Origin of the sequence: Pantoea sp. paga (genome assembly GCF_007558755.1) — a bacterium.
Lineage (GTDB): Bacteria > Pseudomonadota > Gammaproteobacteria > Enterobacterales > Enterobacteriaceae > Pantoea > Pantoea agglomerans.
In genome coordinates this window covers 719,969-738,573 of sequence record NZ_VLTF01000002.1, presented here as the reverse complement: position 1 = coordinate 738,573, position 18,605 = coordinate 719,969, and the positions used below count along the sequence as shown (strand labels likewise).

The 18,605-nt window shown below is 53.2% G+C and carries 23 protein-coding genes; 13 read left to right on the top strand and 10 right to left on the bottom strand.

Annotation, left to right across the window (positions count from 1 at the left end; all coding sequences use genetic code 11):
- Window positions 1-123: 123 nt before the first annotated feature.
- Both ldcA and FOV68_RS09170 read left to right on the top strand, forming a co-directional pair.
- A complete protein-coding gene (gene ldcA / locus FOV68_RS09175) occupies window positions 124-1,047 on the top strand; it encodes a muramoyltetrapeptide carboxypeptidase (protein WP_010669878.1) in 924 nt (307 codons plus the stop codon).
- A gap of 22 nt (window positions 1,048-1,069) precedes the next feature.
- Entirely contained in the window at window positions 1,070-1,732 is a 663-nt protein-coding gene (locus FOV68_RS09170) for an MBL fold metallo-hydrolase (protein WP_010246210.1), read from the top strand.
- On the opposite strand, the gene FOV68_RS09165 is transcribed toward FOV68_RS09170, so the two are convergent.
- The 3 genes from FOV68_RS09165 to FOV68_RS09155 form a co-directional block, all read right to left on the bottom strand.
- Complete coding sequence (locus FOV68_RS09165; RefSeq protein ID WP_010669877.1) at window positions 1,733-2,146, bottom strand: N-acetyltransferase; 414 nt, start codon at window positions 2,144-2,146, stop codon at window positions 1,733-1,735.
- 14 nt (window positions 2,147-2,160) lie between these two features.
- Window positions 2,161-2,544 (bottom strand): hypothetical protein, encoded by a 384-nt coding sequence (locus tag FOV68_RS09160; RefSeq protein ID WP_022625837.1) that lies wholly within the window; start codon window positions 2,542-2,544, stop codon window positions 2,161-2,163.
- A 184-nt stretch (window positions 2,545-2,728) separates the two neighbouring features.
- Window positions 2,729-2,908 (bottom strand): hypothetical protein, encoded by a 180-nt coding sequence (locus tag FOV68_RS09155; RefSeq protein ID WP_010246220.1) that lies wholly within the window; start codon window positions 2,906-2,908, stop codon window positions 2,729-2,731.
- A 214-nt stretch (window positions 2,909-3,122) separates the two neighbouring features.
- On the opposite strand from FOV68_RS09155, the gene FOV68_RS09150 reads away from it, so the two are divergent.
- The 3 genes from FOV68_RS09150 (at window position 3,123) to FOV68_RS09140 (ending at window position 5,105) form a co-directional block, all read left to right on the top strand.
- Entirely contained in the window at window positions 3,123-3,452 is a 330-nt protein-coding gene (locus FOV68_RS09150; protein ID WP_031593460.1) for a hypothetical protein, read from the top strand.
- A 61-nt stretch (window positions 3,453-3,513) separates the two neighbouring features.
- Window positions 3,514-4,071 (top strand): hypothetical protein, encoded by a 558-nt coding sequence (locus tag FOV68_RS09145; protein ID WP_033786040.1) that lies wholly within the window; start codon window positions 3,514-3,516, stop codon window positions 4,069-4,071.
- 23 nt (window positions 4,072-4,094) lie between these two features.
- Window positions 4,095-5,105 carry a Ppx/GppA phosphatase family protein gene (locus tag FOV68_RS09140; RefSeq protein WP_143990645.1) on the top strand — a complete coding sequence of 337 codons (1,011 nt, stop codon included), beginning with the start codon at window positions 4,095-4,097 and terminating at the stop codon, window positions 5,103-5,105.
- A gap of 20 nt (window positions 5,106-5,125) precedes the next feature.
- Here the strand turns inward: FOV68_RS09140 and FOV68_RS09135 are convergent, their stop codons facing one another.
- Window positions 5,126-5,338, bottom strand: a complete 213-nt coding sequence (locus FOV68_RS09135; RefSeq protein WP_069026087.1) for a DUF2767 family protein — start codon at window positions 5,336-5,338, stop codon at window positions 5,126-5,128.
- Between the two features lie 212 nt (window positions 5,339-5,550).
- Between FOV68_RS09135 and FOV68_RS09130 the strand changes: the two genes are divergently transcribed.
- The 4 genes from FOV68_RS09130 to FOV68_RS09120 all read left to right on the top strand — a co-directional run bounded on the left by FOV68_RS09130 (window position 5,551) and on the right by FOV68_RS09120 (window position 7,900).
- Window positions 5,551-5,799 carry a YqjD family protein gene (locus tag FOV68_RS09130; protein WP_010246235.1) on the top strand — a complete coding sequence of 83 codons (249 nt, stop codon included), beginning with the start codon at window positions 5,551-5,553 and terminating at the stop codon, window positions 5,797-5,799.
- A gap of 168 nt (window positions 5,800-5,967) precedes the next feature.
- Window positions 5,968-6,138, top strand: a complete 171-nt coding sequence (locus FOV68_RS24025) for a hypothetical protein (RefSeq protein ID WP_010246238.1) — start codon at window positions 5,968-5,970, stop codon at window positions 6,136-6,138.
- Window positions 6,139-6,500: 362 nt separating this feature from the next.
- On the top strand, window positions 6,501-7,562 hold the full coding sequence (locus FOV68_RS09125) for a glycosyltransferase family 9 protein (RefSeq protein ID WP_143990644.1): 1,062 nt from the start codon (window positions 6,501-6,503) through the stop codon (window positions 7,560-7,562).
- A complete protein-coding gene (locus tag FOV68_RS09120; protein ID WP_143990643.1) occupies window positions 7,562-7,900 on the top strand; it encodes a DUF1493 family protein in 339 nt (112 codons plus the stop codon). Before FOV68_RS09125 ends, FOV68_RS09120 begins: the two co-directional genes overlap by 1 nt.
- Here FOV68_RS09120 and FOV68_RS09115 read toward each other — a convergent pair.
- Complete coding sequence (locus FOV68_RS09115) at window positions 7,894-8,901, bottom strand: glycosyltransferase family 9 protein (protein WP_143990642.1); 1,008 nt, start codon at window positions 8,899-8,901, stop codon at window positions 7,894-7,896. The two genes, FOV68_RS09120 and FOV68_RS09115, sit on opposite strands and share 7 nt — an antisense overlap.
- 465 nt (window positions 8,902-9,366) lie before the next feature.
- Here FOV68_RS09115 and FOV68_RS24020 point away from each other — a divergent pair, with 465 nt between their 5' ends.
- The gene (locus tag FOV68_RS24020) at window positions 9,367-9,525 is read left to right on the top strand and encodes a hypothetical protein (RefSeq protein WP_186289725.1); all 159 of its coding nucleotides are present in this window, start codon (window positions 9,367-9,369) and stop codon (window positions 9,523-9,525) included.
- A gap of 309 nt (window positions 9,526-9,834) precedes the next feature.
- Here FOV68_RS24020 and FOV68_RS09110 read toward each other — a convergent pair whose 3' ends face one another.
- The 5 genes from FOV68_RS09110 to icd form a co-directional block, all read right to left on the bottom strand.
- Window positions 9,835-10,014, bottom strand: a complete 180-nt coding sequence (locus tag FOV68_RS09110) for a hypothetical protein (protein WP_143990641.1) — start codon at window positions 10,012-10,014, stop codon at window positions 9,835-9,837.
- A gap of 14 nt (window positions 10,015-10,028) precedes the next feature.
- Complete coding sequence (locus FOV68_RS09105; protein WP_143990640.1) at window positions 10,029-10,436, bottom strand: hypothetical protein; 408 nt, start codon at window positions 10,434-10,436, stop codon at window positions 10,029-10,031.
- A 130-nt stretch (window positions 10,437-10,566) separates the two neighbouring features.
- Window positions 10,567-10,878, bottom strand: coding sequence for a hypothetical protein (locus FOV68_RS09100; protein ID WP_143990639.1), 312 nt, complete (start codon window positions 10,876-10,878; stop codon window positions 10,567-10,569).
- Between the two features lie 246 nt (window positions 10,879-11,124).
- Window positions 11,125-13,152: a hypothetical protein gene (locus FOV68_RS09095; RefSeq protein WP_143990638.1), complete on the bottom strand. Its 2,028-nt coding sequence runs from the start codon at window positions 13,150-13,152 to the stop codon at window positions 11,125-11,127.
- 1,723 nt (window positions 13,153-14,875) lie between these two features.
- A complete protein-coding gene (icd, locus tag FOV68_RS09090) occupies window positions 14,876-16,126 on the bottom strand; it encodes an NADP-dependent isocitrate dehydrogenase (protein ID WP_010246256.1) in 1,251 nt (416 codons plus the stop codon).
- A 104-nt stretch (window positions 16,127-16,230) separates the two neighbouring features.
- On the opposite strand from icd, the gene rluE reads away from it, so the two are divergent.
- Genes rluE through mnmA form a run of 3 tightly spaced genes read left to right on the top strand, consistent with a single transcriptional unit; the run spans window position 16,231 to window position 18,566 of the window.
- A complete protein-coding gene (gene rluE / locus FOV68_RS09085) occupies window positions 16,231-16,893 on the top strand; it encodes a 23S rRNA pseudouridine(2457) synthase RluE (RefSeq protein WP_143990637.1) in 663 nt (220 codons plus the stop codon).
- Window positions 16,894-16,937: 44 nt separating this feature from the next.
- Window positions 16,938-17,411, top strand: coding sequence for an NUDIX domain-containing protein (locus FOV68_RS09080; RefSeq protein ID WP_143990636.1), 474 nt, complete (start codon window positions 16,938-16,940; stop codon window positions 17,409-17,411).
- Window positions 17,412-17,453: 42 nt separating this feature from the next.
- Window positions 17,454-18,566 carry a tRNA 2-thiouridine(34) synthase MnmA gene (gene mnmA, locus FOV68_RS09075; RefSeq protein ID WP_010669869.1) on the top strand — a complete coding sequence of 371 codons (1,113 nt, stop codon included), beginning with the start codon at window positions 17,454-17,456 and terminating at the stop codon, window positions 18,564-18,566.
- Window positions 18,567-18,605 lie beyond the last annotated feature (39 nt).

Below are 18,605 nucleotides of genomic sequence, written 5' to 3'. Positions count from 1 at the left end.
AGGCAGCCTGAGAGCAAAATTACCGTTTATCCTAAATGCATGAAAATGCGGCGCGTACCGTGACTTCAGCGGCGCTTTTCGCCATCATCGCCGTCAGTCAGGCGCTAACAGCAGGAAAGTATGATGATTTCACGTTCAGTTCGTCTTATCTCCCCCTCCGGTTACTGTCACAATCAGCCTGCGGCGCTGCAGGGCATTGCACGACTGCGTGCGGCCGGCCATCAGGTAGAGAACGAGCAGGTGATCACCCGCCGTTTTCAGCGCTTCGCCGGTACGGACGCGGAGCGCCTGGCGGATATTAACCAGCTTGCCAGCCTCAGCACGCTGCCCGATGTGGTGCTGGCGGTGCGTGGCGGTTATGGCGCCAGCCGGTTACTGGAGTCCATCGACTACATCGGCCTGCAACGCCGGCTGCTGAATCAGCCGCTGGCGCTGTGCGGCCACAGCGACTTCACCGCGATTCAGCTGGCGCTGCTGGCGCAGGTCGGCCTGATTACCTTCAGCGCACCGATGCTGGCCGGTAACTTCGGCGCCGCGACCTTATCTGAATTTACCCTTCACCACTTCTGGCAGGCACTGACTTCACCTACAGTAGAGGTGACATGGCAAAGCGAAACGCCTGATGAGGGCGAATGGCAGGGTACGCTATGGGGCGGGAATCTGGCGATGATCTGCTCACTGATTGGTACGCCGTGGATGCCGCAGTTTGAGAACGGCATTCTGGTGATTGAGGATGTGAATGAGCATCCGTTCCGCATTGAACGCATGCTGATTCAGCTGCAGCAGAGCGGCATTCTGGCGCGACAGCGGGCGATCGTCACCGGCAGCTTCACCAGTACAGCCCTGACAGAATATGACAACGGGTTTGACTTCAGCACCGTCTGGCAGCGACTGCGTGACACCACCGGTCTGCCGCTGATTTGTGGATTAGATTTTGGTCATGCCGCTGACACCGTAACACTGCCTTTGGGTGCCAGCGCACGATTAGCGGTCAGCCAGGGCCACGCCCGTTTGCAGGCGACCGGGCATCCCGTCCTGCGGGAATAGCGTTTGTTTCAGGAGATCGACATTGAAGCCGTTGTATGACGATTTGTGGATCTCAACCCCGGAATTTCCGGTGGAAGATGCCGTTAATGACCTGATGATGCATGGCTTTATGCTGCGTCACCCGCGCGGCAATCTGTTGATTGGCCGCGTAGAAAATCCGCTCGATCATGAAGTCATGGCCGATACCGGCGGCGTGATCCGCCACTATCTTACCCACTGGCATGAATCCGCGCCCGGTGCGGCGCTGATCCAGCAGCGCTTCAGCAGCGCACTTTACTGCCATAGCCGATCGCTGGGCCCCATCAGCCGTTTTGCTGAGCCTGATGACACCTTTTCGCAGCAGGAAACGCACTTCGGGGATTTCCATCTGCTGCCAACGCCAGGACACACACCGGGCAGTTGCAGCTATCTCTACACCTCGCCGCTGGGGCTGACCTATCTGTTTGTTGGCGATACCGTGACGCGTTCGCATGACCGCTGGATCACGGTGCTGGTGCCGGACAGTAATCCGGCTGAGCTGAGTCAGACGCTGGAGTTTTACCGCTCCCTGCGTCCCGACGTGGTGCTCATGAGTACCACGCGCGGGCATCTCTCCTGGAAAAAAGTCACGCTGCAGAGCTGGCTGGCCGCCATTGATGAAGCTGAACAGCATCCGCTGGATTTGCGTCAGCAACCGTTGTTCTGATTACAGGGCTTTCGTCAGATAGTGGCGCTGATGATGCCGCGGATAGTTATCCAGGCTGAAGCGCAGCGTATAGCCGAGCTTTTCATAAAACGGCCGCGCCTGAAAACTGGCGGTATCCACCTGGGCAAAGCGGCAGCCGCGATCACGCGCCTCCTGCTCTGCCGCCTGCATCAGCTTGCTGCCCGCTCCCTGCCCGCGTAGCGCCTCACTCACCCACAGCATATCAATCCGCAGCCAGTTTCCGGCGGTTGATCCGGTCAGTCCGGCCAGCTTTCTGCCCTGGTCATCACGAATAAACACGCCGATCGATCTGATCTCATCAATATTAATATATTTGCTGTTGAACGCAGTCAGACCCAGCCTGACTTCATCCAGATCCTGCGTCGTGACCTTATCGGTAATCTCGGGTTGCATAGTGGCTCCGGGGGTTAAGTGTCGGAGTGCTGACGATCGTCGTAGCGCTCCAGGCTCAACGCATCAACATCGCGTTTTTCGCTGCGGCTGCAGGGCAGCAGTTTATCGCTGTCGCGGTAGACAAAAAAGGTCGCCTGGCTGCGCTGGTTCACAATCAGCTGATCGCCATTGCGAAAGCGGGTAATCGCCACCTTATCACCCGCCTCTAAACGGGTACGCTGCTGACCGGCGGCAATCTGGAAATGCCCCGGCGGCCACATTAACGTGGTTAAACCATATTCGGCACGCGAAACGGTCATGGTTGTCCGGCCGGGACAGTTAAGCTGAAATTCCGTCTCGCTCCAGGCGGGTGCGATGTGACAGGCCAGCAGGCCCAGGGCAATTAATACTGCCTTCATGCTGTGTCTCCGCTGATTTTATTGAGGTTTTTTAGCTTAACACATCACAGGACAGAGAAGGGACGCGGGGTAACCCACAGCAAGACCATTGAAAGATAGAATCGGCGTGCGAAGAAATCTGAAAGTTGAGAAAAAATAAAGTAATCCGGCCAGCGTAACAGGCTGCCACACTGACCGGATATGATTATTCGGCTGCTACCTCGGCGGCCACTAACATCAGTGCCAGCCCGGCATTCTCGCTATCATAAGCCTGCATTGCTGCACGTATATCCGCTGAACAAGCGATCACCTGTTGCTTCTTATCGGCTTCTAACTGGTCAATCGCATGGCGAATAATCATTAGACTTGCTTCTTCTTCGTTCATCATTTATCCCTGAATTTGCCTAAGTGGTGCGCAAAGGAGCCAAGAATAACGTTTATTGATAAGCAAAGTCACCCTTTTACATTCCTGTTGCTTAACGATTAAACAAATCACAAACAGGAAGCGCAGCGTAAACTGCTATGATTAAGTAATCAGTGACGCAGCAGGATAGACTCTGCGCCACGAAACTCCCAGGGATTGAAGCAGGTAGAAAATCATGATGCGTCTCAGCATTTTTATCCTCATCGCGATGGTGACTGGATGTTCATCTGGCCCGAAAGGGGTGGAATGTCCGGGTGAGGTCTCGACAATTTATGGTCAGTCTTTGGGACAGACCCAGGGCGTGATTTTTGATCTGGTTAATAGCTTCACCGTGACCCGGGATAAGGTCAGCGTTAAGAGTGGCCCGCTGCAGTCGCTGGATCGCTTTAAATATGTTCCCTCCGCCGTCACGCCTGAGGGCTATTACGCGCAGCGCCTGTCAGACAAGCAGTTCCGCCTGATCAACCCTTACCAGGACACCCAAATCACCTGGACCTGTCCATAAGTGATGAATCCTGCTGCCAGATGGTTTATTGTCAGGAAACGTCAAGCAGCAGGTCTCCCCGATGGAAAAGCGTCTGGATAACAACGGTTATATCGACTTCCCCTTCCCCGCCACCCGCAATGCGGATGGCTCCGTGAATCCCTGTGGCTTTGATCTGACGCTGGAAACCGGTCGTCTTGAGGAGATCGCGGTGCTGAAGCATTCAGTGAATCTGCGGCGGCTGGTCGAGGAGATCAATCTGCAGGAAGGGCTGTTTATGACGCTGGCCTGCGACTGGCAGCAGCAGGCAGATGCGGTCTGTGGCTTTATCGATGTGGCTTTTCGTCCCGACCTGCCGCAACACGGCTTTGAGGAGGCGCTGCAGCTGGAAGCGAACTTTTATCGCTACCTGACCGGGCAGGAGCAGCAGCATCAGATGCCCGCGGAGACGCTGGTCAATTATGCCCGCTCGGTACTCGACTGGAGCTGGTCGCCGCTGCGCCAGCGTCAGCGCGATTATGAAAAGATCACTATTCAGTTCTATTGCCCGCAGGCGGATGACGCCGAATGGTGTTTTGATCATCTGCGTCACTTCCTGGTGAGCGTCTATCCGGCCTGCGTCGCAGCCCGTTCACTCTGATCTTCATTGCCCCCGGAGTCGCTATGCGTTCTGCTGCGCTGTCTGCTGTCACGCTGTTCTGCTCACTGTTTTTTGCCGCTGCTGCCCAGGCCGATCGCTGCCAGCAAATCCGCGCCGGTCTGGATATCGGTTCCGGCACCACCAAAATTGCGGTAGCCCGTGTCAATGTCTGCCAGCTGCGCATCGAAAAGATGCTGTATCAGGATCAGCGCGCCGTGGCCTGGAACGAGGCCTTAGCGCACTCAACAGATAATCAGCTCAGCCCGGCGATGACTCAAGAAGGTGCCGCCGCCCTGCAGCAGCTTTTAACGCAGGCACAGCGCTTTCATCCACAGCGGATCAGCGGCGTTGCCACCGCGGTGTTCCGCAACGCCAGCAACGGTCAGGCGGTCATCGAACAGTTGCAGCGCCAGACCGGTGCGCAAATCAGCATCATCTCGCAGCAGCAGGAAGCGAAACTCGGTTTCCTCTCGGCCAAAGCCGCGCTTAACGATCCGGCGATCCGTGATGAGCAGCTGCTGGTCTGGGATATTGGTGGAGGATCGATGCAGATGACTGCCTGGCGACAGCAGGCGGGTCAGCCGGTTGCAGATATCTATCAGGGCAAACTGGCCTCGGTAACGCTGAAAAACTTTATTCTGACGGTGCTGAAGAACAGCCCGGAGGCCAGATCCCCTAACCCGATTGGCTCATGGCGGCAGTCGGTGCTGCGCTTTGTGCAATTTTATGCCGCTAATGAGGTCAGCCCGCAGATTAAACAGGATCTGGCGAGCCGTCAGGTCATTGGCATCGGCGGCGTCCATGGTTTTTCAATCCGCAATCAGTTACCGGGCAAACCCCATCGTTACAGTCTGACGGCATTAAGTCAGCTGTCGCAGCAGCAGGTCTGGAAAGGCGACAGTGAACTCCCGGGCGACTACCGGGCCACTGATGTCAGCAATCTCTTACTGGTTGAAGGTTATATGCAGGCGCTGAAAATTAATGAGGTTACGATTGTTGAGGCCAGTCTGATTCAGGGCGTGCTGCTGCAGTAGCGCAGCGTTTCCGCACTATGCTATATCTCAGGCTTAATCAGCCGGATAGCATGATCCAGCATCCGCTGCTCATCCCGTTCACTGTGGGCCCGCTGCTGACGTATACGTTTAAGCAGGTCGTAGATTTCGCCACGGCGGGTGTCATGGCCGCGCTCCGACAGCACAATGACCGCATCGCCAATGACCCGGCAGACTTCGTCATAGTCGTCATCATTCAGTGCATCACGTTTCATTGCTTATCCTCCGGCTGTAGCTTTAACTATGGCTGTGGCAGCGCCTGAGTGCGCCTCTCTTTCCAAAGGCTAGACAGTAAATCTCTTACCCGCAAACGCAGCGCCATTAACAGCCAGAAATGATTTTTTAGCCCATTTTCCTCCGCTGGAGGAGCAGAATTCACTATCTTTGCTACGCTTTGAGGGTCTCACTCAAAACCAAGGAGCAATAAATGTCAGGAAAAATCGAAGATAAAGTAAAAGAAGCCGCTGGCGCAGTTCAGGAACAATGGGGTGCAGCAACCGGTTCATCTGAGCATCAGGCTAAAGGCGCAGCACGCCGTTACACCAACCAGGCAAGCTATGCTGCCCGCGATGCTGCTGACTGTATCAAGGATCAGGTTCAATCCAATCCTGTTGCAGGTCTGGCCGTTGCTGCAGGCGTTGGCGTATTTATCGGCTTCCTGCTGGGCCGCAAGTAATCGCGCTGAACGTCAACAGAACGGGAGCCACTGGCTTCCGTTTTTTTTGCCTGGATGCCTTCCGCCGGCTGAGAAACATCTGAAAGATAAGCCTTTTCAGGTCGGGTTGCGGTAAGTATCTATGCTTAGTCTGGTTTCGTCTCTTTCTGACAACATCAAGGTGACCTTATGAAAACAATTCCTGCCCTGTTGCTGGTTGCAGCAACCTTAACCTCTCTGGCGGGCTGCTCGCAGAAGAGCGACGCGATTAAAGATGATGGCCGCCCTCATGCACCAAGCGGTCAGTCGTCACCGGGCGGTACGCTGGGTTCAGGCCCGGTGGGACAGCCACAATCGTAATACCCTGCCCCGGCACACGTGCCGGGTTTTTTTTATCGTGTATTTTGCAATACATAGGACTCATAGAATAATTCCGCTAATAATTAACCTGCTATTAGTTATGGCCGGAATTAGAAAATTTCCCATAGTTTCCTTTTTATAAGAATCATCCCATCTCTTTTTAATAATCCCTTACTTCCTTTACACAATTCTGTATATATACCCGGAATAAACAACATTAAAATTGTGGAAACAATTTAAACGAAATGTCTACGGTCGCGAAAAAATAATCCTTAACAATGAACTTTAGCCGCAGAAATATTCTCTAATAACTCACAACACCTTTTGTTAAATATTATTGATACGTTCAAGAGAATTCAGACGTGAAGAAAAAAAAGATTTATCTGATAGACCGACTTTTAACGCTCTATTCTCGATTTTCCAGCAGAACAAAACCACAGGCCTTGCAAGACCTGGCCCCACAAACAGTGGTGATTTACTCCACCACGGCACTGGGCGACTTTCTGATGAATACGCCGGCTATCTGGAGCCTGAAAAATCGCTTTCCCACCAGCAAGTTTATTCTGGTTTCCAGCAAGAAAAATAAGGATCTTGTCAGCCGTTATAACTGGTTTGATAAGATCTATATCTGGGATAACAAACTGGCGAATTTTTTACCATTGTTTTTCAAACTGCGCCGCCAGAAACCTGACCTGTCAGTAATATTACACGCCCATTTCCCCTACGATATTATGAGTTCGGTACTGACCGGCAGTAAGGTGATTGTGCGCGATCATTACGGCCGCGAGTCGCCTCTGCTAAATAAATATCTCGCTCACTATTCAGGTTATTTTGATGACCATACCATCAAGCGTAAGCTGAAACTGATTGAAGTCCTGGGCGCAGAGACAGAGCAGACCCGGATGCACCTTCCAGAACTGAACAACAGTCCGACTGCAAAGGCTGACCATCGCCGTATCGGTTTTCAGTTAGGGGCATCAAAAGATATTCGCCGCTGGCCGCTGGCCTCCTTTAACCAGCTGGCGACAGCCTTGCTTGAAGGCTGGCCTGACACGGAAATTATCGTTACCGGCACCGCCGCTGAGCAGCCTCTTGAGCAGGAATTTATTGAAAGCCTGCCACTGCACTGCCGTCAGCGTGTGACGCCGATGGCGGGTAAAACGAATCTCAGCGGCCTGATTAGCCTGATTCGCACGCTGGATGTGCTGGTTACCGGGGACACCGGTCCACTGCACATCGCCGTGGCCGCGCAGACGCCGACGGTCAGCCTGTTCTCCACCGCCAATCCGCGCTATACCGGTCCCTGCCAGGACAGCGATCGCCACATCATTATTCATCGCCCGGATAAAACCGCCTCACAGCATCCGATGGCAACGATCAAGGCCGATGAGGTCGGGCAGGCCGTGGCGAAGCTGGTGGGGTAATGAACGACCTTTCTCAATCCATCATTGCGCTGATTGAGTACCACAATCAGCCAACCGCACTGGGCTGGTTCCGGAAAGTGGATCGGACGGGATTTCATCTGCAGCAGTTACCGCTGAGTGAGGTGGATTTTGCCATTCTGATGAGTGACTTTTTTATCACTTTCGGCGTCTGTTCAGAACACTATGATGAAGCCCGCTATTTTCCGGAGCCGCGCCGACGTCGCTTTGCAGTGGCAAGCTGGCTTACTGCGGGCACAGCACAGCCTTATCGTCCACTGACGGTCGCCATGCTGTGTGAAGCGGCCAGACTGGGACGCTGGCCTGAAGAGGATTACTGAGTAATGGTATGGGCGAAGGCGTCATAGACCTCGCTGCTGCTCAGCGCGTTGACCTCACGTGACGCCGGTTGCAGCACCTGATAATTAACCTGCCACGGGTGCCAGCACGCCGGATCGCTGTCGCCAAACAGCGCGACGACCGGCAATCCCAGCGCCGCGCCAATGTGCATTGCCCCGCCATCACTGCTCACCAGCCCCTGACACAACGACATTGCTGCAATCAACTGCGGCAGGCTGGTGGTAGCCACCGCTTTGATCGGCAGATGGGGGCAGAGCGCCATAATTTCACGCGCTTTTTCATCATCTCCCGGATGACGCGGATTATCACGGCTGCCGGGTGACCAGAGCAGCATTATCTGGCAGGGATGACGCGCCGCGATTTTTTCAGCCAGCCCGGCAAACCGCGCGGCTTCCCACTGCTGGCTCGGCTTGCGGGCGCTGATTTGCAATGCATAGACCGGAACAGCGGGATCGATCGCACAGGTGTCACGCAGGCTGGCAGCGATTGCCGCATCCGGCAGCAGCGTCAGTTTGCCTGGCGCTGTGACGCTGAGATTGAAAGGCCGCCCCAGGCTAAACAGGGTTTCACTGATATGACACGGCGACTGGCTGGGTGGCGGCAACAGATCGGTAATCAGCGGATGGGGATGGCCCAGTGCGATCACTCTGGCGGGACGCACTGTTTTAACCCACTTCAGGCCATGCTGATCCCAGCGGCTTTTTGCCAGAATTACTACATCGTAACGCTGTTTTTTCAGCGTCAGCATCAGCTTCAGTCGCTGTAAGAGACAGGCCAGTCGTCCCTGCCCTGCCACACGGTGATGCAGTTTGGTGTAATAGAAGAGCTGCCGGATATCGGGATTATGCTGCAACACTGGCGCAGCGTAATTGTTAGTCAGCACGTCGACCTGATGCTGCCCCGAATGCGCCAGCGCACTGATCAGCGGCGTGGTCAGTAAGGTGTCGCCAATATTATCCCGACAAATAATTAAAACCCGCATGTCTGACATCCTCTGCGCACAGGCTAAACATGAAACACATCACAGCGTTCCCCGTTGATGGGATAAACGTGACGGCATACGTCAGCCATTAGTCAGCGTGGATTGCGGATGGTTCCCTGACGGGAACAGCAGAAATAGATCTGGCTGGGGAGAGAGAAGACAGGCGGCAGAGCTGACAGAACAAAAAAAGAAACATGCCCCATCCGGCGCTTATCTCCGGCACTCGTAATGGCTTAGCTCTTGAAGGGGCGTAAGAATCATCTCATTATGCGGCACGCCGGACTTAACAATAATTGCTACTATGACTATTAACCTGCAAAGCAGTTTACGCCAGCCTGCCTGGTGGACAATCGCTGAGCCTCGTGTCAGGGAACGGGTATTACGCTTTGGTTGATATCGTATTTAGCGACAGTCTGTCACCATCCGCGCTCGGTAAAAAAACTGCGCCAGCAAGAAGGAGACCCGGTGCCTTATAAGTATTTTATTTATATCATCACCACACTGGCGATCTTGCTGAGTTATCTGACCTTACCGGGTATCCTTGACCAGGTAAGAAACAATCCGCAAATTGCCTATCTGACTGCACATCCCGACACCGCGTTTACGCTGTTCAGTCAGTGTTAGCGTAAAGTGACGGATGTGACCCGTTGTTACAATGCCTACAGCGCCGCGGTAGCGCTTGCAGAAAGGCATAACTGTTCTGATGACGGACTGAAACTCAGATTCAGATTCAAACGGCTGACTGAACATGCCGCAGACGACGTGATTAAAGCTGAATTGAAAAAAGACTGTCCAGACCGCGACAGGCCAGATTCACGTTTCCCGACTCGATAACGTCAGAGAAAGAATTAAATGGCACACTGTGAGGAACCCTCTCCTTTCGGTGTCAAAGAGAAGCGGGCTCCCTTAAAACAGGTTTAACTAACTCTTATGTCAGTGAGTGCAGGTCCAGCGCAGGCATTCGACCAGGACAATAGCGACCGCAACTAAAGCAAGCGTGACAAAGATTTGTTTCCACATCCCTACCGCCAGAAAAAACACTTCACGTTCGTCACGAATCTGTTTCTCCATGGCCTGCATTGTTTCCTGATGCAGTTGGCAAATAAATTTCAAATCTTCACCCTGTCTCACTTCATCCAGCCCTCAAACTGGCCATTTTGCATTAATGCGACTTTACCGTTTTTGTAAAAAATCACATTATTGATACCTGTCGCAAAGACCTGATTCCCCTTATTTTCTTCAGTCATTACGGCCGGTTTACCGTCTATGCTCACAATGCCCAGTTTATCGCGGGAGACGACCACGTCTTTATACCGCCACGTTTTGGCAGCAGACTTATGCGCTTCCTGGGCGAACTGTGCATTTTCCGGAGCCTGTTTCCCGGCTACGTCCACCATCGCCACCTGGCGGTTCTGTTCAGCCAGATAGCACGCATCACGGATTACGCCTTGTGCTTCGCTCCCGGCCATACGAGACGCGGAAGACGAGCAGCCGGTTAGCGCAAGTAATGCACCTACAATCAAAAATTTTTTCATGTTACAGCCCTATTTTGCTTCAAACGTTAATGAAATTTCGTCAGGCATGCCCGCAGGTAATGGCAGGAAGTAAGCATGTTTAGTTGCCGGCAGGTCGACGTCACAAAACAAAGGCTCATCGCCCTGTGCTTTAACATTTGTCATTCATTGCTGGCGCTTTACTCTGGCCCTGGGCTCGGAGGTTCACCACATGGCTTCCTGCTGTAGGTATCAATGGATAAACCGTCCAGAATTTCAGTTGCGCAACTGTGAGCGCATGCTTTTTATGCTGTGTGACTAACTCAGTGCCATTTGCATGCACCATCAACCACGCTTTAACTTTTTCAGTATTCATCACATCTCTGCCTGAATTGCTTGCAATAATGCCGCGACGCTCAAAAATGAATAAACCCGGCATGAAAACTGTACATGCCGCCAGAAGAGCCCTTTCACTCCAGCGCATTAACCGCGCGCTATTAATCAATCCATTACTCTGATAAAAAATGAAAACCTGGCAAATTCCCAAAGTTCTGAATAGCGAGTCCTTGCGCAATAAGCGATAACGTTATTGCCAGACAGAACGCCAGAAGCCGAATAAACCTAACCAATTATTACAGCGCCAATAAACCGGAATTAACCCATGGTGTTCACATTCCACTTGTTCACGCTGACAACACCCACTAAAACAGCCCGCCGAAGCGGGCCATTTTCAGAAGTCCCCGTGTACGCCTGCGCCTGCCATCCAGCCACCGTAAGAATCGGTAGAAGCCTGGATGGATACGGCTGAGTGTTCGGTTACACCTTTCTGAATGCCAGCCGCGAAGCCTGCACCTTCGCCGTTTGCAGTGCCGGTAGAAAGCGCCCAGCTATTATGATTCGCATCAAAATGCAGTGAAGACATAGCCGCGGCATTATCGCCAATTTGCTTAATTTTCTTGCTGTTTTCATCGATGCGATCTGCGTTGTGCCTGATGCTTTTCTCAGCGCTATTGAGGCGTGCGCTATTTTGATCAATGCGAGCGCTGTTGTGCTGAATACTTTCTCGGTTTGTACTGATGGCTTGTCCATTGGTATCAATACGCGCAGCGTTGTACTGAATAGCCTGTCCGTTTGTATTAATACGAGCGCTGTTGTTCTGGATGCTTTCGCGATTAATACTAATATCCTGCCCTTCAGCATCAATGCGAGCTGCATTAGTCTGGATGCTTTCACGATTAGCACTAATATCCTGCCCGTCAGTATCGGTGCGAGTTGCATTGTGCGGAACAGACTGAGTCGAATGCGACTGCATTTCGGTAACGGCTGCGCGGTAGGTGCTGCCGGTAATGGCTGGCGTTTTAAGCGGCATTGCCTGCGGGATCTGCTGTGGTGCAACAGGCACCTTCTGGACGATCGGAACGGACTGTGGACGTGGAGGCGTTGCCTGCGGAACCTGCTGCGGTGCAACAGGCACCTTCTGGGCGACCGGCACGGACTGCGGACGTGGCGGTATTGCCTGTGGAACCTGCTGCGGTTCGACAGGCTCCTTCTGGGCAACCGGCACGGACTGTGGACGCGGTGGCGTGGCCTGCGGGATCTGCTGTGGTGCAACAGGCACCTTCTGGACGACCGGCACGGACTGCGGACGTGGCGGTATTGCCTGCGGAACCTGCTGTGGTGCGACAGGCACCTTCTGGGCGACCGGCACGGACTGTGAACGCGATGGCGTAGTCTGCGGAACCTGCTGCAGTGCGACAGGCACCTTCTGGACGACCGGCACGGACTGTGGACGCGATGGCGTGGCCTGCGGATGTGGCATCGGCGGCGTGGCCTGCGGGATTTTCTGCGGAGCCAGAACCGGAACAGACTGAGCCGGATGCGCCTGCATTTCGGTAACGGCCGCGCGATAGGAGCTGCCGGTAATGGCTGGCGTTTTAACCGGTGAGGTCTGCGGAACCTGCTGCGGTGCAACAGGCACCTTCTGGGCGACCGGCACGGACTGTGGACGCGGTGGCGTTGCCTGCGGAACCTGCTGTGGTGCAACAGGCACCTTCTGGGCGAACGGCACAGACTGTGGGCGCGGTGGCGTAGCCTGCGGAACCTGCTGCGGTGCAACAGGCACCTTCTGGGCGACCGGCACGGACTGTGGACGCGGTGGCGTGGCCTGCGGAACCTGCTGTGGTGCAACAGGCACCTTCTGGGCGACCGGCACGGACTGCGGACGCGGTGGCGTGGCCTGCGGAACCTGCTGCGGTGCGACAGGCACCTTCTGGGCAACCGGCACGGACTGTGGACGCGGTGGCGTTGCCTGCGGATGTGGCATCGGCGGCGTGGCCTGCGGAATTTTCTGCGGAGCCAGAACCGGAACAGACTGAGCCGGATGCGCCTGCATTCCGGTAACGGCCGCGCGATAGGAGCTGCCGGTAATGGCTGGCGTTTTAACCGGTGAGGCCTGCGGAACCTGCTGCGGTGCAACAGGCACCTTCTGGGCGACCGGCACGGACTGTGGACGCGGTGGCGTTGCCTGCGGAACCTGCTGTGGTGCAACAGGCACCTTCTGGTCGAACGGCACAGACTGTGGGCGCGGTGGCGTAGCCTGCGGAACCTTCTGCGGCGCAACCGGTATCTTTTGCGGTCTGGCTTGTGGTGTGGCCTGCGGGATCGCCATTGGCGCAACAGAATTACCTAAATCGAAGGAATAATTCATATTGTGACTGTGCTCAATACGCTTGAATTCCGCCTGTTGTTCAGAATTCATCGTTGCCCAGACATCGCGAGCGACAGCATTGTCCATATGCCCGGCAGCAATAGTGTTATATAGGCTTTGCACTGGCCCCGAGAAGACAACATTCGCATTTGCACTGGTTGTCATGGATCCGCTGCAGATCGCACAAATAGCCACAGCTATAATTGATTTCTTCATTAATATGAACTCGCTAAAGTTGATTTATGTCAAGATTTGTAAATCACAAACGGATATCTGTCTTCTGGCCCGCCAGCCATTTGATCAGAATCCCTGAAAGGCCTCGTCTTAATGGACGAGGCCTTTTTACATTGGGTTAAAATCCTTTATTCACTTACTAAAATCTGCACCTTATATTTTTAAGCAACGCCGTTTCTTTATTTTAAATACCTGACGTTGATTGCTCTTAAGTCTGCCCCCCCCTTTCGACTCACCCGTCATTCCGATGAACCTTAGATTTCATCCTGACAATTACTAAAAACTCTTAGTAAGTCAGAAAAGATAATCATTTCTTCAGAAGCCCGACCAGAGTGATTAAAACTATTCTGTGCCTTGCTTAGTAACGCTATACTGCTTAAAAATCTAAAAATTAAATATCACCATCCTTCTTAAGGTTCCGATTTAAGAATGTGTTTAATAAACTGACGCTTTTGTAATCGATTACAATAATATTAACAATCTACGTTCAGCGATAAAAATTGTGAACGAATTGATTGATCCCCCTCAAAGCCTGAGGGATTGATGTGAGCACCTGACTTTTTTTTATGAACCACTTAAAGTGCCTCATAAACAGGTCAAAAATTCAAAATGCTTTGTGCAATAAGATTAATGATAATAAATGTGAAAGCGATTACAAATAGCGATCCCGCTGCATCGTGTGACTAATGACGGGCAATCTACGCCTCAACATCTCAATGAAATATGATCCTGATCAATGTTGCATATCGGGCAAATGAATGCGATTACACGCAAGTTTTAATTACTTGTTTTGCAAAGAGAATTATTATACAAAAAATGCTATTTGACACCCGATGTTATACATCAGAGCTTATCTGACTCGGTTTTATCAGGTTCAGTTACGTTGGGAATGGGGCAATCGAGTGATCAAAAACAGAAGGTGTTGAGGCAACGATTTTCCTGGATCCTATGCTTTCTTTTCTAGGTTGTACCCTGGCGTATCTTTATTACCGAAACGCATTCTGTGATGAAAAGCATTATGAACAGTATCCGGGTTCTTCCGCCTGCTTAACGGCTTCAACCGGAGAGACCAGCATCGTATTGTGGCTGAACGCTTTTCACTTTCAGCAGAACCGTTCTGCGCTAACAGATCTTTAGCCGCTGCTATGATGGCTGCTCTGACTAAATATCGGGTTCATTTCAGGCACATCATATCTCTTGCCATCATCTGATGCAGGATCAGGGTTACTTTACTCACAATGCAGTCTTTAAAGCGCGTAATAACAGTGAAATAACCTTGCCAGATGACAGTCAATATTCCACGTATAACGCTCTCTTTCTGAACGTCGTTATTGTGCACAAGGGCTCGATTATCAAAACTGCTGGGCCATAGCTCTCAGAAGATGACTGAATGTTACAAAAATGATCGTGGAGTGGAGGGTCGTGGCCCTGGAGCGGTTATTTTGAAATAGTTTTGGAGGCGTTTTGGGGAAAGAAGGCGTGAAATAAAAAGCCAACACGATTTTTACATTCGTGTTGGCTGTATGTTACGTAAAGCCGATTACATATTTTCGATGATCGCGTCACCAAACTCTGAACATTTCAGCAGTTTAGCGCCATCCATCAGGCGTTCGAAATCGTAAGTCACGGTCTTGTTAGCGATAGCGCCTTCAACACCTTTAACAATCAGGTCAGCCGCTTCGAACCACTCCATGTGACGCAGCATCATTTCTGCGGACAGAATAATTGAACCTGGGTTCACTTTATCCTGACCTGCATACTTAGGTGCTGTGCCGTGGGTCGCTTCGAACAGCGCACACTCGTCACCGATGTTGGCGCCTGGTGCGATACCAATACCGCCAACCTGCGCTGCCAGAGCGTCAGAGATGTAGTCACCGTTCAGGTTCATACAGGCGATAACGTCATACTCAGCCGGACGCAGCAGGATCTGTTGCAGGAACGCATCAGCAATCACATCTTTAACGATGATCTCTTTGCCGGTGTTCGGGTTTTTGAACTTCATCCACGGGCCGCCGTCGATCAGTTCGCCGCCGAACTCTTCTTTCACTAACTGGTATCCCCAGTCTTTGAAAGAGCCTTCGGTGAACTTCATGATGTTGCCTTTGTGAACCAGGGTCAGTGAATCACGATCGTTAGTGATGGTGTATTCCACTGCCGCGCGCACCAGACGTTTGGTGCCCGCTTCTGAACACGGCTTAACGCCGATACCGCACTGCTCAGGGAAGCGAATTTTCTTCACGCCCATCTCTTCGCGCAGGAACTTGATCACTTTGTCCGCTTCGGCAGAGCCCGCTTTCCACTCGATACCCGCATAGATATCTTCGGAGTTTTCACGGAAGATCACCATGTCGGTCTCTTCAGGACGTTTAACCGGGCTTGGCGTGCCTTTGTAGTAACGTACCGGACGCAGGCAGACGTAGAGGTCAAGCTCCTGACGCAGGGCCACGTTCAGTGAACGAATACCGCCGCCGACCGGGGTGGTCAGTGGGCCTTTAATGGCCACGCGATATTCTTTGATTAAGTCGAGAGTTTCCTGTGGCAGCCAGACGTCCTGGCCGTAGAGTTCAACTGACTTCTCACCGGTGTAAATCTCCATCCAGGAGATCTTACGCTCGCCGTTGTAGGCTTTCTTCACCGCCGCATCGACGACTTTCAGCATTACCGGGGAAACATCAACACCGATACCGTCACCCTCAATGTAAGGAATGACCGGATTGTTTGGCACTGTGAGCTTGCCCTGATTCAGGGTGATTTTCTGACCTTCCGCCGGAACAACTACTTTGCTTTCCATTAACCTCTCCTGGGCGTTTGTTAATGATTTGTAAGATGCGCGTCAATACTACTTGAATATTTCCGCCACGCCAATCACCGCAATTTCACGTTATAATGCGCCGAATGTTTCTGACTGCAAAGCCCATGCGAAAAACTTCTCAACGAATTCACCAGGATAAACGATTCAGCCGCCCGACGCGTGATGCGCGGCGTTCCCCTGCCCGCCCTGCGGCTCCGCGCCGCGTGATTCTGTTTAACAAACCGTTCGACGTGTTGCCGCAATTCACCGATGAAGCGGGCCGCCGAACACTGAAGGATTTTGTCAGCGTCGCAGAAGTTTATGCCGCAGGTCGCCTCGACCGCGACAGCGAAGGATTGATGGTGCTGACCAACGACGGCGCGCTGCAGGCTGCGCTGACTCAGCCCGGCAAACGCACAGGTAAGATCTATTATGTGCAGGTGGAAGGCGAGCCACAGGAGACGGATCTGCAGCCTTTGCGGGATGGGGTTAATCTGAAAGATGGGTTGACGCTGCCCGCTGGGGTAGAAACAGTGGATGAACCTGAGTGGCTCTGGCCACGTCAGCCACCCATCCGCGAGCGTAAAAACATCCCGACGCAGTGGCTGAAAATCACGCTGTATGAAGGCCGAAATCGTCAGGTTCGCCGGATGACCGCCCACATTGGCTTTCCCACATTGCGATTGATCCGGTACGCGATGGGGAGTTATTCGCTCGACGATCTGGCTCCGGGCGCGTGGCGCGAACTCAGTGAAAGTGCTCTCTGAAAACCGGTTTTTTATAACCTCAGGTTAACAATTGCGGAGAAGTGATGTTTAAACCTCATGTTACTGTCGCCTGTCTGGTTCAGGCAGAAGGTGAATTACTGGTGGTGGAAGAGACGATCAACGGTCGCCCCACCTGGAACCAGCCTGCCGGGCATCTTGAAGCGGATGAAACTCTGCTGGAAGCCGCAGAGCGCGAACTCTATGAAGAGACCGGCATCATCACGCAGATGCACTATTTCATCGCGATAAACCAGTGGATCGCGCCCGACAGTACGCCTTTTGTGCGTTTTCTGTTTGGCGTGGATCTGGCTAAAAAAGCGCCAACCCAGCCGCAGGACAGCGACATCGATTGCTGCTGGTGGTTGCCGCCAGCGCAGATTCTCACTGCCTCTAACCTGCGTTCGCCGCTGGTCGCGGAAAGCGTACGCCTGTGGCAACAGGGCACGCGCTACCCGCTACATCTGGTCAGCCCGTTCCGGTGGCCGTTTCACGAGGGTGCGCGGCTGCCTTCTGCATGATAGAATGCGCCGCCTGTTTTTTTATCGTAATGCGAGCGTGTCATGTCTGATAACAGCCAGAAAAAAGTGATCGTCGGTATGTCCGGCGGCGTCGATTCTTCCGTTTCCGCCTGGTTACTGCAACAGCAGGGTTACCAGGTTGAAGGCCTGTTCATGAAGAACTGGGAGGAGGACGATGGCGAGGAGTATTGTACCGCCGCGGACGATCTGGCGGATGCGCAAGCGGTGTGCGACAAGCTGGGTATGAAGCTGCACAAAGTTAACTTTGCCGCTGAATACTGGGATAACGTCTTTGAGCATTTCCTCGAAGAGTACAAAGCGGGCCGCACGCCCAACCCCGATATCCTCTGCAACAAAGAGATCAAATTCAAAGCGTTCCTGGAGTTCGCGGCTGAGGATCTTGGCGCAGACTTTATCGCCACCGGTCACTACGTGCGTCGTCAGGACGTGGCCGGCCAGAGCCAGCTGTTGCGCGGTCTGGATGGCAACAAAGATCAGAGCTACTTCCTCTATACCCTGAGCCACCAGCAGATTGCTCAAAGTCTGTTCCCGGTTGGTGAACTGGAAAAGCCGGAGGTGCGCCGCATTGCCGAACAGCTCGACCTTATCACCGCGAAGAAGAAAGATTCCACCGGCATCTGCTTTATCGGTGAGCGCAAATTCCGCGACTTCCTGGCGCGCTATCTCCCGGCTCAGCCTGGCGAAATCGAAACCACCGAAGGCCAGATCGTCGGTGAACATCAGGGGCTGATGTACCATACTCTGGGACAGCGTAAAGGCCTGGGTATTGGCGGTCTGAAAGAGAGCAAAGATGATCCCTGGTATGTGGTCGACAAAGATGTGGCGCGTAACCGCCTGATTGTCGCCCAGGGCGGCGATCATCCGCGTCTGATGTCCGTCGGCCTGATTGCGCAGCAGCTGCACTGGGTTGATCGCCAGCCGATAACCGCCCCGCTTCGCTGCACCGTGAAAACCCGCTATCGTCAGACCGATATTCCCTGTGAGATTATTCCACACGGCGACGATCGGATTGAGGTGCGTTTCGACGAGCCGGTTGCAGCGGTGACGCCGGGTCAGTCTGCGGTGTTTTACCTTGGCGAGGTCTGCCTCGGTGGCGGTATTATCGAACAGCGTCTGCCGTTAGTGGCGGAGTAAGCGGGTTCAGCCCGCATTGATGACGCGTAAACAGGAGTA

Coding starts and splice junctions, on each gene's coding strand:
- ldcA (WP_010669878.1), top strand. CDS start 124: ATGATTTCACGTTCAGTTCGTCTTATCTCCCCCTCCGGTTACTGTCAC.
- FOV68_RS09165 (WP_010669877.1), bottom strand. CDS start 2,146: ATGCAACCCGAGATTACCGATAAGGTCACGACGCAGGATCTGGATGAA.
- FOV68_RS09160 (WP_022625837.1), bottom strand. CDS start 2,544: ATGAAGGCAGTATTAATTGCCCTGGGCCTGCTGGCCTGTCACATCGCA.
- FOV68_RS09155 (WP_010246220.1), bottom strand. CDS start 2,908: ATGAACGAAGAAGAAGCAAGTCTAATGATTATTCGCCATGCGATTGAC.
- FOV68_RS09150 (WP_031593460.1), top strand. CDS start 3,123: ATGATGCGTCTCAGCATTTTTATCCTCATCGCGATGGTGACTGGATGT.
- FOV68_RS09145 (WP_033786040.1), top strand. CDS start 3,514: ATGGAAAAGCGTCTGGATAACAACGGTTATATCGACTTCCCCTTCCCC.
- FOV68_RS09140 (WP_143990645.1), top strand. CDS start 4,095: ATGCGTTCTGCTGCGCTGTCTGCTGTCACGCTGTTCTGCTCACTGTTT.
- FOV68_RS09135 (WP_069026087.1), bottom strand. CDS start 5,338: ATGAAACGTGATGCACTGAATGATGACGACTATGACGAAGTCTGCCGG.
- FOV68_RS09130 (WP_010246235.1), top strand. CDS start 5,551: ATGTCAGGAAAAATCGAAGATAAAGTAAAAGAAGCCGCTGGCGCAGTT.
- FOV68_RS24025 (WP_010246238.1), top strand. CDS start 5,968: ATGAAAACAATTCCTGCCCTGTTGCTGGTTGCAGCAACCTTAACCTCT.
- FOV68_RS09120 (WP_143990643.1), top strand. CDS start 7,562: ATGAACGACCTTTCTCAATCCATCATTGCGCTGATTGAGTACCACAAT.
- FOV68_RS09115 (WP_143990642.1), bottom strand. CDS start 8,901: ATGCGGGTTTTAATTATTTGTCGGGATAATATTGGCGACACCTTACTG.
- FOV68_RS09105 (WP_143990640.1), bottom strand. CDS start 10,436: ATGAAAAAATTTTTGATTGTAGGTGCATTACTTGCGCTAACCGGCTGC.
- FOV68_RS09100 (WP_143990639.1), bottom strand. CDS start 10,878: ATGCGCTGGAGTGAAAGGGCTCTTCTGGCGGCATGTACAGTTTTCATG.
- FOV68_RS09095 (WP_143990638.1), bottom strand. CDS start 13,152: ATGAATTCTGAACAACAGGCGGAATTCAAGCGTATTGAGCACAGTCAC.
- icd (WP_010246256.1), bottom strand. CDS start 16,126: ATGGAAAGCAAAGTAGTTGTTCCGGCGGAAGGTCAGAAAATCACCCTG.
- rluE (WP_143990637.1), top strand. CDS start 16,231: ATGTTTCTGACTGCAAAGCCCATGCGAAAAACTTCTCAACGAATTCAC.
- FOV68_RS09080 (WP_143990636.1), top strand. CDS start 16,938: ATGTTTAAACCTCATGTTACTGTCGCCTGTCTGGTTCAGGCAGAAGGT.
- mnmA (WP_010669869.1), top strand. CDS start 17,454: ATGTCTGATAACAGCCAGAAAAAAGTGATCGTCGGTATGTCCGGCGGC.